A 13842-nucleotide genomic window follows, 5' to 3' on the forward strand; every position below is an offset into this window, starting at 1 on the left:
GTCCGAGCAGCCCGGAGGCGAACGAGCCGCAGTCGAAGGAGAGCGGGGAGCGGTGGCGGGGCAGGGCAGGGCGGATTCCGGCGTGGGGAAGCAGGACGCCGCCGAGCCGTGGCGAGTGATCTCCGCCACCACGACCAAGTACAAGTCGGCCGGTCCGCTGGGCCGTCTGCAGGCCTTCCGGGCCCGCGTACGGTACTGGCTGGACCGGCCGCTCACGCCGTACCTGCTGGTCATCGGCACCACGCTGCTGCTGGTGGTGCTGGGCCTGATGATGGTCTTCTCGGCCTCGCAGATCCTGGCCCTGAACCAGCACCACACGGCGCAGTACTACTTCCTCAAGCAGCTGATCGCGGCCATCCTCGGCCTGGTCCTGCTGGTCGGCTTCGCCTCCGTTCCGGTGGCGGTGCTGCGGGTGATCGTCTACCCGGTGATGTTCGGGGTGATCGGCGCGCTCGCGCTGGTCGCCGTCCCCGGCGTCGGGGTGCGGATCAACGGCAACCAGAACTGGCTGGACTTCGGGTTCTTCCAGTTCCAGCCCTCCGAGTTCGCCAAGCTCGCGCTGGTGCTCTGGGGTGCCGACCTGCTCGCCCGCAAGCAGAAGGCCGGCACCCTCACCTCGTGGAAGCACCTGCTGGTGCCGCTGGTGCCGGGTGCCCTGCTGCTGCTCGCGCTGATCATGATCGGCGGCGACATGGGCACCTCGATGATCCTGGTGGCCATGGTGTTCGCGCTGCTCTGGATGGTCGGCGCGCCGCTGCGGCTGTTCGTGGCCACCCTCGGGGTGGCCGTCGTGGTCTGTACCGCCCTGGTGATCACTGTCCCGCACCGGGCCGAGCGCCTGGGCTGCATCGGCGTCACCAAGCTCGACCCGGAAGGCGCCTGCTTCCAAGCCCTGCACGGCGTGTACTCGTTCGCGCTCGGCGGCGGCTTCGGCACCGGCCTCGGCGCGGGCGTGGAGAAGTGGGGCCAGCTGCCCGAGGCGCACACCGACTTCATCTTCGCCGCGACCGGTGAGGAACTGGGCCTGGTGGGGACGCTGTCGGTGATCGGTCTCTTCGCGGCACTAGGCTACGCGGGTATCCGTGTGGCCATCGGTACGAAGGACCCCTTCGTCAGGTACGCCGCGGGAGCCGCCACCACCTGGATCATGGCGCAGGCCATGATCAACCTGGGGTCGGCGCTGGGACTGCTGCCCATCGCGGGCGTCCCGCTCCCGCTGTTCTCCTACGGCGGTTCCGCCATGCTGTCGGCCATGTCCGCGATCGGAGTGCTGCTGTGCCTGGCGCGCAGCTCCTCCGGCGCGAAGGCGGCCCTGGCCGCCCGGAGCAAGAACTCCCGGATCAGGAAGCGACTGGCCCGGGTGCTGCCACGACGACGAACCACAGCGCGCCCGGCCCCCGGGCCGGCACGCAGGGAGCGGTGAATTTCGGTGCATGTCGTACTCGCCGGCGGGGGGACCGCCGGTCACATCGAGCCGGCCATGGCCCTCGCGGACGCCCTCCGCAGGCACGACCCGTCCATCGGGATCACCGCCCTGGGCACCGAGCGCGGTCTGGAGACGCGGCTGGTGCCGGAGCGCGGCTACCAGCTGGAGCTCATCCCAGCCGTCCCGTTGCCCCGCAAGCCCACCCCCGAGCTGATCACCGTCCCCGGCCGGCTGCGCGGTACCGTCCGGGCCGCCCAGGAGATCATCGAGCGGGTCAACGCCGATGCCGTGGTCGGCTTCGGCGGCTACGTCTCGATGCCCGCCTACCTGGCCGCCAAGCGGGCCGGGGTGCCGATCGTGGTGCACGAGGCCAACGCCCGCCCGGGCCTGGCGAACAAGATCGGTGCCCGCTACACGGACTTCGTCGCCGTCTCCACCCCGGACAGCAAGCTGCGCGACTCCCGGTACATCGGCATCCCGCTGCGCCGGACCATCGCCACCCTGGACCGCAACGCCACCCGGCCGGAGGCCCGCCAGTACTTCGGCCTCGACCAACGGCTGCCCACCCTGCTGGTCTCCGGCGGCTCCCAGGGCGCGCGCCGGCTGAATGAGACCGTCACCGCGATCGCCCCGCGGCTGCAGCAGTACGGCGTGCAGATCCTGCACGCGGTCGGCCCGAAGAACGAGCTGCCGCAGGTCGCGGACGTCCCCGGCATGCCGCCGTACCGCCCGGTGCCGTACATCGACCGGATGGACCTCGCCTACGCCGCCGCCGACCTGATGCTCTGCCGGGCCGGCGCCATGACGGTGGCCGAGCTGGCCGCGGTCGGCCTGCCCGCCGCCTTCGTGCCGCTGCCGATCGGCAACGGCGAGCAGCGGCTGAACGCCCAGCCGATGGTCAAGGCCGGCGGCGGTCTGCTGGTGGACGACGCCGAGCTGACCCCGGACTGGGTGCTGCAGAACGTGCTGCCGGTGCTCACCGACCCGCAGCGGCTCTGGGACATGAGCCGGGCCGCGGCCGAGTTCGGCCGCCGGGACGCCGACGACCTGCTGGTCGGCATGGTGTACGAGGCGATCCAGGCCCACCGGGGCGGTCGCCGTCGTGGCTGACGGTCGGCTCGCCGACCCTTCCCCGGCCTCCCGCCGGGGGTACCCCCAGGAGGATGAGTTCGGAGACGAGGAGTCCGCTCCCCGCCTCCGGCTCTCCCGGCGGGGCATCCTGGTGCTGAGCGTGCTCGTCGCCGCGGTGCTGGGCGGGCTGGCCTGGCTGGTGTTCTACTCCTCGGTGCTGGACGTGCGCGATGTCGCCGTCCAGGGCACCACCGACGAGAAGCTGACGTCGGACCAGGTCCGCGAGGCGGTCGGCGGGCTGGCCGGCGGCCCGCTGGCCCGGGTGGACCTGGCCGAGGTCGAGCACCGGGTGGAGGCGATCCCCCGGGTGGCCAAGGTCGAGGTGTGGCGGGGCTGGCCGCACACCCTGCAGGTCAAGGTGGTGCAGCGGACGGCCGTGGCCGCCGTCAAGGGGGACGACGGCCAGTTCACCCAGGTGGATGCCGACGGAGTGAGCTTCGCCACCGAGGCGGCCCCGCCGGCGGGCGTGCCGGTGGTGGAGCTGCGGCTGAGTCAGCAGGCCAAGGACGTGGACGGGGTGATCTCCCGGGCGCAGCTGGTGCAGGGCGCGGTGGCGGTGGCCGCCGGGCTTCCGCCGGAGATCGCCAAGCGGGCCGGATCGGTCCTCGTGCACTCGTACGATGACATCGAACTGCAGCTCAGCGGGGGTGCGACGGTGCGCTGGGGCAGCCCGGAGAAGAACGACCGCAAGGCCCGGGTGCTGCAGGCGCTGATGGCCCAGAAAGGCACCAACTTCGACGTGACTGCGCCGGAGGCTCCGGCGGTGTCCGGGTGATCCGCTAGATTCTGTGCCCGAGGGAGGGGTTGACGCCTCGAAGTGTCGGCCCGACCCTTGGTGGTCACCCCGGTTTCCATTGCCGGCCGATGATCACATAGGCTCAAAAGAAAAAGGGAAGCTCGGCGTGTTCGTTGAAACACGTGCCCGGAGCCACCTAGTGTCCTGTGTCACCAGACTGTGCCCCCTGGTGATGTGACGGAGGCGCAGGATTAACCCTAAAGGTCAAGTTTAGGGTTGGGGTCGGCGGTCGGCATTTCGGACATTAAGTCAGAAACCAGGCTCCCTACCCATCGACATCCGTCGGCACGACCCCTCGCCCGGGTCGGGCCGACCCGGAAATTCGAGGCGAGAGGCCTTCGACGTGGCAGCACCGCAGAACTACCTCGCAGTCATCAAGGTCGTCGGTATCGGCGGCGGTGGTGTCAACGCCATCAACCGGATGATCGAGGTCGGTCTCAAGGGCGTCGAGTTCATCGCGATCAACACCGATGCGCAGGCCCTCCTCATGAGCGACGCCGACGTCAAGCTCGATGTGGGCCGTGAACTCACCCGGGGCCTCGGCGCCGGCGCCAACCCCGAGGTCGGCCGCAAGGCCGCCGAGGACCACCGTGAGGAGATCGAGGAGGTCCTCAAGGGGGCCGACATGGTCTTCGTGACCGCCGGTGAGGGCGGTGGCACGGGCACGGGCGGCGCGCCCGTCGTCGCCAACATCGCCCGGTCGCTGGGCGCCCTGACCATCGGCGTGGTCACCCGCCCCTTCACCTTCGAGGGCCGTCGCCGGGCCAACCAGGCCGAGGACGGCATCGCCGCCCTGCGCGAAGAGGTCGACACCCTCATCGTGATCCCGAACGACCGGCTGCTGTCCATCTCGGACCGCCAGGTCAGCGTGCTCGACGCGTTCCGCTCGGCGGACCAGGTCCTGCTCTCCGGTGTTCAGGGCATCACCGATCTGATCACCACCCCGGGTCTGATCAACCTCGACTTCGCCGACGTCAAGTCCGTCATGTCGGACGCCGGCTCGGCGCTCATGGGCATCGGCTCGGCCCGCGGCGAGGACCGCGCCAAGGCGGCCGCCGTGATGGCGATCTCCTCGCCGCTGCTGGAGGCCTCGATCGACGGCGCCCGCGGCGTGCTGCTGTCCATCTCGGGCGGCTCCGACCTCGGTCTGTTCGAGATCAACGAGTCGGCCCAGCTGGTCAGCGAGGCCGCCCACCCCGAGGCCAACATCATCTTCGGTGCGGTCATCGACGACGCGCTCGGCGATGAGGTGCGGGTCACCGTCATCGCGGCCGGCTTCGACGGCGGTCAGCCGCCGGCGATCGTCCGCGACCCGGTGGTGAAGTCCACCGCCCCCGCCGCCCCGGCGACCCCGCCGGCCGCCCCGGAGCGCCCGGCCGGTCGGCCGTCGTACGGGAGCATCGGTTCGGTGACGTCCCGTTCGGAGGGGGAGACCCCGGCCGCCCCGGTCCGTTCGGCCGAGACCCCGGCCGCCACGAGCGCCGCCGCCCCGGTGCCGCCGCAGGTGCAGCCGGCCCGGCAGCCGTTCGTGGAGAGCCCGGCCGAGGAGCTCGACGTCCCGGACTTCCTTAAGTGATCGATCACGCGGTACGCGCGGGTGCTCACTTCGCCTTCACCGACCGGTGGGGCGGGGTGAGCACTTCGCCGTACGGGGAGCTCAACCTCGGCGGCGCGGTGGGGGACGACCCGGAGGCCGTCCGTGAGAACCGGGCGATCGCCGCCCGGGAGCTGGGGCTGGACCCGGCCGACGTGGTCTGGATGAACCAGGTGCACGGCGCCGAGGTCGCCGTCGTGACGGAGCGCCAGCCGCCGGGGGAGGCCCCCGCGGTGGACGCGGTGGTCACCGACCGGCCGCTCGCGCTCGCGGTGCTGACCGCGGACTGCACCCCGGTGCTGCTGGCGGATCCGGTGGCGGGCGTGGTGGGCGCGGCCCACGCGGGCCGGCCCGGGCTGGCGGCCGGGGTGGTGCCCGCGGTCGTCAAGGCGATGGTCGAACTGGGGGCCGAGCCGGCGCGGATCACCGCCGCCACCGGCCCCGCGGTCTGCGGCCGCTGCTACGAGGTGCCGGCCGGACTGCGCGCCGAGGTCGCCGAGGCGGTTCCGGCGGCCTTCGCCGAGACCTCGTGGGGGACCCCGGCGCTGGACGTGCCGGAGGGAGTCGCGGCACAACTGGCCGCGGTGGGGGTCACCCGGCTGGTGCGATCACCGGTCTGCACCCTCGAATCCGTCGATCACTTCTCCTATCGCCGCGAGCAGCGTACGGGTCGGCTCGCGAGCTACGTCTGGTTGGGCTCTGATCACTGATGACGAACGACATCTTCGGACCGTTCCCGGGCGGTCCCGGCCCTTTCTTCCCTGATGAGAGCTGGCTGAAGGCTCTGACGGAGGGCCAGCGGGCCCGGTACGAGGAGCTGGGCACCAACCTCGACGTGGTCGAGCGCCGGATCGCGGACGCCTGTGCGGCCGCCGGGCGTCCGCGCGAGGACGTCACCCTGATCGTCGTCACCAAGACCTACCCGGCCGAGGACACCGCGCTGCTGGCCGGGCTGGGTGTGACGGATGTCGCGGAGAACCGCGACCAGGACGCCGGGCCCAAGGCGGAGCAGTGCAGAAACCTTCCTCTCGCCTGGCACTTCGTCGGACAGCTGCAGACCAACAAGGTCCGCTCGGTCGTCCGGTACGCGAACCACGTGCACTCGGTGGACCGGCTGCGGCTGGTCGGGTCGCTCTCGGCGGCGGTGCTCAGGTCCGAGCGGCCTGAGCTGGGCTGCCTGGTGCAGGTGGCACTGGACAAGGAGCACGGCGAGGGTGGGCACCGGGCCGGGGTCGCCCCCGAGGACGTCGCGGAACTCACCGACGCGATCGCCGACACGCCCGGACTGCGGCTGGACGGTGTGATGACCGTCGCCCCGCTGGCCGGCCCGCTGGCCGGCGACCCGGCCCGCGCCTTCGACCGGCTGGCGGAAATCGCAACCGCCGTACGGGCGGCCCATCCTGCTGCCACCATGGTCTCCGCAGGGATGAGCGGTGACCTTGAGCAGGCGATTGCCGCCGGGGCGACACATGTACGCGTCGGAACGGCGGTACTCGGAGTGAGGTCACCCCTCGGGTAACGTCACCAGGTAAGTAGATCAGACTGCAGGACAAAATAGGACAGAAACTAGCAGCTTTCCGAAGCGCTAGCCAACCGTGGATCGCAGCTCCGCGGCCCCACCCACGAACTCTGACGGCGCGTCGCCTTGACGGGCCGTCGTGGGCGGAACCGCGGAATCCGCAGGCAGGGCCGCCCGGCCTGGCCGCCGGGGCGTGGCAGGTCCCACGGAGCGAGCGGAGCGAGCGACCATCAGAAGGTGCGCGTTTCGCGAATCAGCCACCGAGCGCCAGTGAGGTGGCCATGAGCGGAGGAGACAGGAGCATGGCCGGCGCAATGCGCAAGATGGCGGTCTACCTCGGCCTCGTGGAGGACGAGACGTACGACGGCCAGGGGTACGACCCCGACGACGACTACGACGCGGACCCCGAGCCGATCCGTACCGGGCAGCGGACCGAGGACATTCCCCGGCCGGCCGCCGCCGCAGCACCTGCTCCGGTCCCCTCGATCGCCCCGCAGCCGGTCCCGGCGGCGGTGCCGATCCGGCAGGAGACCCCGAGGATGGCCCCCGTGTCGTCCATCACACCCGAACGCCGCCACAACCTGGAGAAGAGCGCCCCGGTGATCATGCCCAAGGTAGTGAACGAACGAGAGCCCTACCGCATCACCACGCTGCACCCGCGGACCTACAACGAGGCCCGTACCATCGGGGAACAGTTCCGCGGCGGCACCCCTGTGATCATGAATCTGACCGAGATGGACGACACGGACGCGAAGCGGCTCGTAGACTTCGCCGCTGGACTCGTCTTCGGTCTGCACGGCAGTATCGAGCGCGTGACACAGAAGGTGTTCCTGCTGTCGCCTGCTAACGTCGATGTCACGGCGGAGGACAAGGCTCGGATCGCCGAGGGTGGGTTCTTCAACCAGAGCTGACCCGGCCACGACTTTACGTGTGGATCTGATCAACAGTGGTTGGCGACAGGTGACGAGCGGCAGGCCCTAGGGCCCGGGATCGGGGAGAGGGAAACGCGATGGACATCGTGTGGGCGGTGTTTTACTACGCCCTGACCGTCTTCCTGGTGTTCCTGCTCGTGCGACTGGTCATGGACTGGGTCTTCCAGTTCGCGCGTTCGTGGCGGCCCGGCAAGGCCATGGTCCTGGTCCTGGAGGCCACGTACACTGTCACGGATCCGCCGCTCAAGCTTCTTCGGCGGTTCATTCCGCCGTTGCGTTTCGGGGGCGTGGCGCTCGACCTGTCTTTCTTCGTACTGATGATCATTGTGTATGTCCTGATCTCGCTTGTGCACCCCTAGTCGTAGGTGAGCGATGCGACAGGATGCCGGTGTGCCGACGATCACGTTGAGGTGAAGAGATGCCATTGACCCCCGAGGACGTTCGGAACAAGCAGTTCACGACCGTCCGCCTGCGTGAAGGCTATGACGAGGACGAGGTCGATGCCTTCCTCGACGAGGTCGAGGCGGAGCTGACCCGCCTCCTCCGGGAGAACGAGGACCTGCGGGCCAAGCTGGCCGCCGCGACTCGCGCTGCCGCGCAGAACCAGGCCAACATGCGGAAGGAGCCGCCGCAGGACGCCCCGCGTGCGGCTGCACCCGTCCCGGCCGCCATATCCGGCCCGCCGGTCCCCGGCCAGCAGGGTCCGGGTGGTCCGCAGCAGATGGGCCCCGGTGGTCCGCAGCAGATGGGCCCGGGTGGTCCCCAGCAGCAGATGGGCCCCGGCGGCCCGCAGCAGCAGATGGGCAACCAGCCGCTCGGCCTGCCCTCCGGCGCTCCGCAGCTCCCGGCCGGTCCGGGTGTTCCCCAGCAGATGGGCGGCCCGCAGCAGCAGATGAACCAGACCATGGGCGGCCAGCAGCAGCTGGTCCAGCCGATGGGTGGTCAGATGCTCCAGCCCATGGGCGGTCCCGGTGGCCCGCAGCAGATGGGCAACCCGATGGGCCAGGGCATGGGCCAGCAGCAGATGCAGCCGATGGGTGGCCCCATGGGCGGCCCGCAGCCGATGGGTGGCCCCATGGGCGGCCCGATGCAGCAGCAGGGCCCCGGAGGCGACAGCGCCGCGCGTGTGCTGGCGCTCGCCCAGCAGACCGCTGACCAGGCGATCTCCGAGGCCCGTTCCGAGGCCAACAAGATCGTCGGCGAGGCGCGCAGCCGGGCCGAGGGCCTGGAGCGCGACGCGCGTGCCAAGGCCGATGCCCTGGAGCGGGACGCGCAGGAGAAGCACCGCGTCGCGATGGGGTCGCTGGAGTCCGCGCGGGCCACGCTGGAGCGCAAGGTCGAGGACCTGCGGGCGTTCGAGCGTGAGTACCGGACGCGCCTGAAGTCGTACCTGGAGACCCAGCTGCGTCAGCTGGAGTCGCAGGCCGACGACTCGCTCGCCCCGCCGCGGATCCCCGCCACCGCGTCGCTGCCGCCGGCGGCCTCGTCGATGGCTCCGACCGGTGCCGGTGCGATGACCTCCGGTGCGCCGTCCTTCGGTGGGAACCAGCCGTCGTTCGGTGGCAGCTCGCCGTCGTTCGGTGGGCAGAGCTCCTTCGGCGGGAACGTTCCGGCGCCGAGCTTCGGTGGGCAGGCTGCCGGTGGCAACAGCGGTGCTCCGCAGATGCAGCCGGCCGGGATGACCCAGCCGATGGCGGCCGTCCGGCCGCAGCCGCCGCAGCCGATGCAGCAGGCTCCGGCGCCGATGCGGGGCTTCCTGATCGACGAGGACGGCGACAACTGAGGTTGTAGCCCGGCTCTTGAGGGCGTCCCCTTTCCGACCTTCGGGTCGGGGAGGGGACGCTCTTTTTTGTGTCGGGAGCGCGGGAGGGGGAACGGGGGAGGGCTTGCGGGTGCGGGAGGGGGGCTTCCGCCGTGCGCAGTTCCCCCTGCCAAGGGGGAGGAGAGAAGGGGGAGGAGAAGAGAGGGAGCGCGCGGGGACGGGGAGGGGCGCGAGAAGAGGGGGCGCGCGGGGGAAGGCTACCGGGGGTGGGGGCGGAAAACGCGGAACCGCCGCCCGGCTCGGGAGCCGGGCGGCGGTTCCGGTGGGGTCGGTCAGGCCTTGCGGAGCTGGAAGGCCAGGCCGAGGGATTCGTCGGTGAAGGTCTCGGAGTCCCAGTCGGCTGCGCCGGCGGCGAAGTCGGTGGCGAGGACCTCTTCGGCGACGAGGGGGCCGTGTTCGGCGATGGCCTCGGCGGTCTCCTCGGCGGTGGCGCGCCAGCGCAGGACGATGCGGTCGGCGACGTCCAGGCCGGAGTTCTTGCGGGCCTCCTGGATCTGGCGGATGGCGTCGCGGGCGATGCCGAGGCGCTTGAGCTCCGGGGTGATGGCCAGGTCGAGGGCGACGGTGGCGCCGGACTCGTTGGCGACGGCCCAGCCCTCGCGCGGGGTCTCGGTGATGATGACCTCGTCGGGGGACAGGGTGATCGTCTCGCCGTTGAGCTCGACGCCGGTCTCGCCGTTGGCGCGCAGTTCGGCGGCCAGGCGGGCGGCGTCGGTGGCGGCGACGGCCTTGGCGACGTCCTGCACGCCCTTGCCGAAGCGCTTGCCCAGCGCGCGGAAGTTGGCCTTGGCGCTGGTGTCGACCAGTGAGCCGCCGCCCGCCCCGGACGGGGACGACGCGGAGAGGGACTCCAGGGTGGAGACGTTGAGCTCCTCGGCGATCTGCGCGCGCAGGTCGGCGGGCAGCTCCTCCCAGCCCTGGGCGGCGACCAGCGCGCGGGAGAGCGGCTGGCGGGTCTTCACGCCGGACTCGGCGCGGGTGGCCCGGCCGAGCTCGACCAGGCGGCGGACCAGCGCCATGTGCCGGGAGAGCTCGGTGTCGATCAGGGACTCGTCGGCCTCCGGCCAGGTGGCCAGGTGGACCGAGGCCGGGGCGTCCGGGGCGACCGCGACGACCAGGTCCTGCCAGACCCGCTCGGTGATGAACGGGGTCATCGGGGCCATCAGGCGGGTGACCGTCTCCAGCGCCTCGTGCAGGGTGGCGAGCGCGGCGGCGTCGCCCTGCCAGAAGCGGCGGCGGCCGCGGCGGACGTACCAGTTGGACAGGTCGTCGACGAAGCCGGAGAGCAGCTTGCCGGCGCGCTGGGTGTCGTACGCCTCGAAGGCCGCGTCGACCTCGCGGACCAGGGTGTTCAGCTCGGAGAGCACCCAGCGGTCCAGCTGCGGGCGCTCGGCCGGGGCCGGGTCGCTCGCGGAGGGCGCCCAGTCGGAGGTGCGGGCGTACAGGGCCTGGAAGGCGACGGTGTTCCAGTAGGTGAGGAGGGTCTTGCGGACCACCTCCTGGATGGTGCCGTGGCCGACCCGGCGGGCCGACCAGGGCGAACCGCCGGCCGCCATGAACCAGCGGACGGCGTCGGCGCCGTGCTGGTCCATCAGCGGGATCGGCTGCAGGATGTTGCCCAGGTGCTTGGACATCTTGCGGCCGTCCTCGGCCAGGATGTGGCCCAGGCAGACGACGTTCTCGTAGCTGTTCTTGTCGAACACCAGGGTGCCGACCGCCATCAGCGTGTAGAACCAGCCGCGGGTCTGGTCGATCGCCTCGGAGATGAACTGCGCCGGGTAGCGCTTCTCGAACAGCTCCTTGTTCCGGTACGGGTAGCCGTACTGGGCGAAGGGCATCGAGCCCGAGTCGTACCAGGCGTCGATGACCTCGGGCACGCGGGTGGCGGTGCCGCCGCAGTCGCGGCAGCCGAAGGTCACCTCGTCGATGAACGGGCGGTGCGGGTCGAGGCCGCTCTGGTCGATGCCGGTCAGCTCGGTCAGCTCGGCCAGCGAGCCGACGCAGGTGAGGTGGCCCTCCTCGCAGCGCCAGATCGGCAGCGGGGTGCCCCAGTAGCGGTTGCGGCTGAGCGCCCAGTCGATGTTGTTGTTCAGCCAGTCGCCGAAGCGGCCGTGCTTGACCGTCTCCGGGAACCAGTTGGTGGCCTCGTTCTCGCGGATCAGCGCGTCCTTGACGGCGGTGGTCCGGATGTACCAGGACGGCTGCGCGTAGTAGAGCAGCGCGGTGTGGCAGCGCCAGCAGTGCGGGTAGCTGTGCTCGTACGGCACGTGACGGAAGAGCAGGCCGCGCTCCTTGAGGTCCGCGACCAGGGCCTCGTCGGCCTTCTTGAAGAACTGGCCGCCGACCAGCGGGACCTCGGGGGCGAAGGTGCCGTCGGCGAGCACCGGGTTGACCACCGGCAGGCCGTACTTGCGGCAGGTCGCGAGGTCGTCCGCACCGAAGGCGGGGGACTGGTGGACGATGCCGGTGCCGTCCTCGGTGGTGACGTAGTCGGCGTTGAGGACGTAGTGCGCGTTCTCGATCTCGACCAGGTCGAAGGGGCGGCGGTACGCCCAGCGCTCCATCTCGGCACCGGTGAAGGACTCGCCGGTGGCCTCCCAGCCCTCGCCGAGGGCCTTGGCGAGCAGCGGCTCGGCCACGACCAGCTTCTCGTTGCCGTCGGTGGCCACCACGTAGGTGACCTCGGGGTGGACGGCGGCGGCGGTGTTGGAGACCAGGGTCCACGGGGTCGTCGTCCAGACCAGCAGGGCGGCCTGGCCGGCCAGCGGGCCGCCGGTGAGCGGGAAGCGGACGAAGACCGAGGGGTCGACCACGGTCTCGTAGCCCTGGGCCAGCTCGTGGTCGGACAGGCCGGTGCCGCAGCGCGGGCACCAGGGGGCGACCCGGTGGTCCTGGACCAGCAGGCCCTTGTCGAAGATCTGCTTGAGCGACCACCAGACGGACTGGACGTACGACGGGTCCATCGTCCGGTAGGCCTGGTCGAGGTCGACCCAGTACCCCATGCGGGTGGTCAGCTCGGCGAAGGCGTCGGTGTGGCGGGTCACCGAGTCGCGGCACTTGGCGTTGAACTCGGCGATGCCGTACGCCTCGATGTCCTGCTTGCCGGAGAAGCCCAGCTCCTTCTCGACGGCCAGCTCGACCGGCAGACCGTGGCAGTCCCAGCCGGCCTTGCGGGCGACGTGGTAGCCCTTCATCGTCCGGTAACGCGGGAAGACGTCCTTGAAGACGCGGGCCTCGATGTGGTGGGCGCCGGGCATGCCGTTGGCGGTCGGCGGGCCCTCGTAGAAGACCCACTCGGGGCGGCCCTCGGACTGCTCCAGGCTGCGCTGGAAGATCTTGTTGTCCTGCCAGAAGGACAGGATCTGGTGCTCCAGGGCAGGCAGGTCCACCTGCGCGGGGACGGGGTTGTAGGTGCTGCTCATCGCGGGCGTCTACCTCCGGCGGATGCTGGGACTGAATCCTCCGGAGGGACGAGACGGCCTGGCCGCCCCGCGGTACCACCCTCCTTGGCCGCGGTGCTGCGTTGCGGCCCTCTTGTTTGGGCTTGCTGCCGGGTCTAGTGGGCCGCCGCGGGTCGCGCGGTGGCCGTTCTTCCGGCGGCTCCGGGGTGATCTTCCCGTCGTGCACACCCCCGGGCTCACACCGTCCCCGGGTCGCTGGTGGCTGCGTACGTCGGTACTCGTCCCATCTGCGCCTTGCAGGGCCAGTGTATCGGCCGGGCAAGTCGGTTTGTCCAAACCGTTTCCGCGGGGGTGGTCGCGGGGCATGGAAGGGCTGGTCGGCGGGGTGGTTAGGCGGGGGTGAGGTGGGCACAAGTCTGTCAGCGCGCGGGGCGTGGCGGCTGGGGCGGCTGCCTGGGTGGGATCAGCGCGAGGCGCCGGTATGTCATGTTGTGACCGGTTTTGATCGGGATTATCGTTCCGGCACTGGAAGCCGCCGGGAACCGGCGGCTCGATTCGTTCGTAGATGGGGTCGAAGCCATGGCTGATAAGGCAACCGGCGTGGGCACCGCCACCAAGCGGGCACGCAAGGCCGTGGCGGCCGATCCAGGGGAGGGGACCGTGACCACTACCGCACCTCAGAGCAGCACCGACACCGTCACCGCACCGCGCGGGGCCGAGTCCGTCGATCCGGCCACGCTGCCGGTCCGGCCCGGCGAGGACCCGTGGACCTCGGAGGAGGTCCACGAGCTGCACGACGAGCTGATCAGCGACCTGGAGCGGCTGCGCGGCGAGATCGACGCCGCCGACGCCGCCATCGCCGGCCTGATGCGCGACTCCAACGACGGGGCCGGCGACGACCAGGTGGATGCCGGTACGAAGAACATCTCGCGGGAGAGCGAGCTGGCACTCGCCAACAACGCGCGGGACAGCCTCGCCCAGACGGAGCGCGCCCTGGAGCGGCTGGAGGGCGTCGGCTTCGGCATCTGCGAGTCCTGCGGACAGGCCATCGGCAAGGCCCGGATGCAGGCCTTCCCCCGGGCCACGCTCTGCGTCCAGTGCAAGGCCAAGCAGGAACGCCGCTGAACCGGGCCACCGGAGCGACGTCGGGGGTCGGGCTTGCCGTACGCTCGACCCCGTAACGTCGCCTGACACGTCCGTAGCGGTTCCTCGACGGATTCC

Annotated in this window: 11 protein-coding genes; 10 read left to right on the forward strand and 1 reads right to left on the reverse strand. The window is 70.9% G+C overall.

The window, feature by feature from the left end; all coding sequences use genetic code 11:
* The first annotated feature begins 82 nt into the window (after positions 1–82).
* From ftsW to ACH4E7_RS08305, 9 genes are all read left to right on the forward strand, one after another.
* Positions 83–1423: a putative lipid II flippase FtsW gene (gene ftsW, locus ACH4E7_RS08265; protein ID WP_396248185.1), complete on the forward strand. Its 1341-nt coding sequence runs from the start codon at positions 83–85 to the stop codon at positions 1421–1423.
* 6 nt (positions 1424–1429) lie between these two features.
* Positions 1430–2536, forward strand: a complete 1107-nt coding sequence (gene murG / locus ACH4E7_RS08270; RefSeq protein ID WP_355673388.1) for an undecaprenyldiphospho-muramoylpentapeptide beta-N-acetylglucosaminyltransferase — start codon at positions 1430–1432, stop codon at positions 2534–2536.
* Positions 2529–3332, forward strand: a complete 804-nt coding sequence (locus ACH4E7_RS08275; RefSeq protein ID WP_396248186.1) for a cell division protein FtsQ/DivIB — start codon at positions 2529–2531, stop codon at positions 3330–3332. Before murG ends, ACH4E7_RS08275 begins: the two co-directional genes overlap by 8 nt.
* A 364-nt stretch (positions 3333–3696) precedes the next feature.
* Positions 3697–4929, forward strand: a complete 1233-nt coding sequence (gene ftsZ / locus ACH4E7_RS08280) for a cell division protein FtsZ (protein ID WP_396248187.1) — start codon at positions 3697–3699, stop codon at positions 4927–4929.
* Entirely contained in the window at positions 4926–5657 is a 732-nt protein-coding gene (gene pgeF / locus ACH4E7_RS08285) for a peptidoglycan editing factor PgeF (protein ID WP_396248188.1), read from the forward strand. The genes ftsZ and pgeF overlap by 4 nt, the downstream gene beginning before the upstream one ends.
* Positions 5657–6466 (forward strand): YggS family pyridoxal phosphate-dependent enzyme, encoded by an 810-nt coding sequence (locus ACH4E7_RS08290; RefSeq protein WP_396248189.1) that lies wholly within the window; start codon positions 5657–5659, stop codon positions 6464–6466. Before pgeF ends, ACH4E7_RS08290 begins: the two co-directional genes overlap by 1 nt.
* A 302-nt stretch (positions 6467–6768) precedes the next feature.
* Positions 6769–7377, forward strand: coding sequence for a cell division protein SepF (locus ACH4E7_RS08295; protein WP_396248190.1), 609 nt, complete (start codon positions 6769–6771; stop codon positions 7375–7377).
* Between the two features lie 98 nt (positions 7378–7475).
* Entirely contained in the window at positions 7476–7757 is a 282-nt protein-coding gene (locus ACH4E7_RS08300; protein ID WP_396248191.1) for a YggT family protein, read from the forward strand.
* A gap of 59 nt (positions 7758–7816) precedes the next feature.
* Positions 7817–9181 carry a DivIVA domain-containing protein gene (locus tag ACH4E7_RS08305; protein WP_396248192.1) on the forward strand — a complete coding sequence of 455 codons (1365 nt, stop codon included), beginning with the start codon at positions 7817–7819 and terminating at the stop codon, positions 9179–9181.
* 311 nt (positions 9182–9492) lie between these two features.
* On the opposite strand, the gene ileS is transcribed toward ACH4E7_RS08305, so the two are convergent.
* Positions 9493–12642 carry an isoleucine--tRNA ligase gene (gene ileS / locus ACH4E7_RS08310; RefSeq protein WP_396248193.1) on the reverse strand — a complete coding sequence of 1050 codons (3150 nt, stop codon included), beginning with the start codon at positions 12640–12642 and terminating at the stop codon, positions 9493–9495.
* A gap of 639 nt (positions 12643–13281) precedes the next feature.
* Between ileS and ACH4E7_RS08315 the strand changes: the two genes are divergently transcribed.
* Positions 13282–13746 carry a TraR/DksA family transcriptional regulator gene (locus ACH4E7_RS08315; RefSeq protein ID WP_396248194.1) on the forward strand — a complete coding sequence of 155 codons (465 nt, stop codon included), beginning with the start codon at positions 13282–13284 and terminating at the stop codon, positions 13744–13746.
* Positions 13747–13842 lie beyond the last annotated feature (96 nt).

This window comes from Kitasatospora sp. NPDC018058, from assembly GCF_044327205.1.
Taxonomy (GTDB): domain Bacteria; phylum Actinomycetota; class Actinomycetes; order Streptomycetales; family Streptomycetaceae; genus Kitasatospora.

Coding starts and splice junctions, on each gene's coding strand:
- ACH4E7_RS08300 (WP_396248191.1), top strand. CDS start 7,476: ATGGACATCGTGTGGGCGGTGTTTTACTACGCCCTGACCGTCTTCCTG.
- ileS (WP_396248193.1), bottom strand. CDS start 12,642: ATGAGCAGCACCTACAACCCCGTCCCCGCGCAGGTGGACCTGCCTGCC.
- ACH4E7_RS08290 (WP_396248189.1), top strand. CDS start 5,657: ATGACGAACGACATCTTCGGACCGTTCCCGGGCGGTCCCGGCCCTTTC.
- ACH4E7_RS08295 (WP_396248190.1), top strand. CDS start 6,769: ATGGCCGGCGCAATGCGCAAGATGGCGGTCTACCTCGGCCTCGTGGAG.
- ACH4E7_RS08305 (WP_396248192.1), top strand. CDS start 7,817: ATGCCATTGACCCCCGAGGACGTTCGGAACAAGCAGTTCACGACCGTC.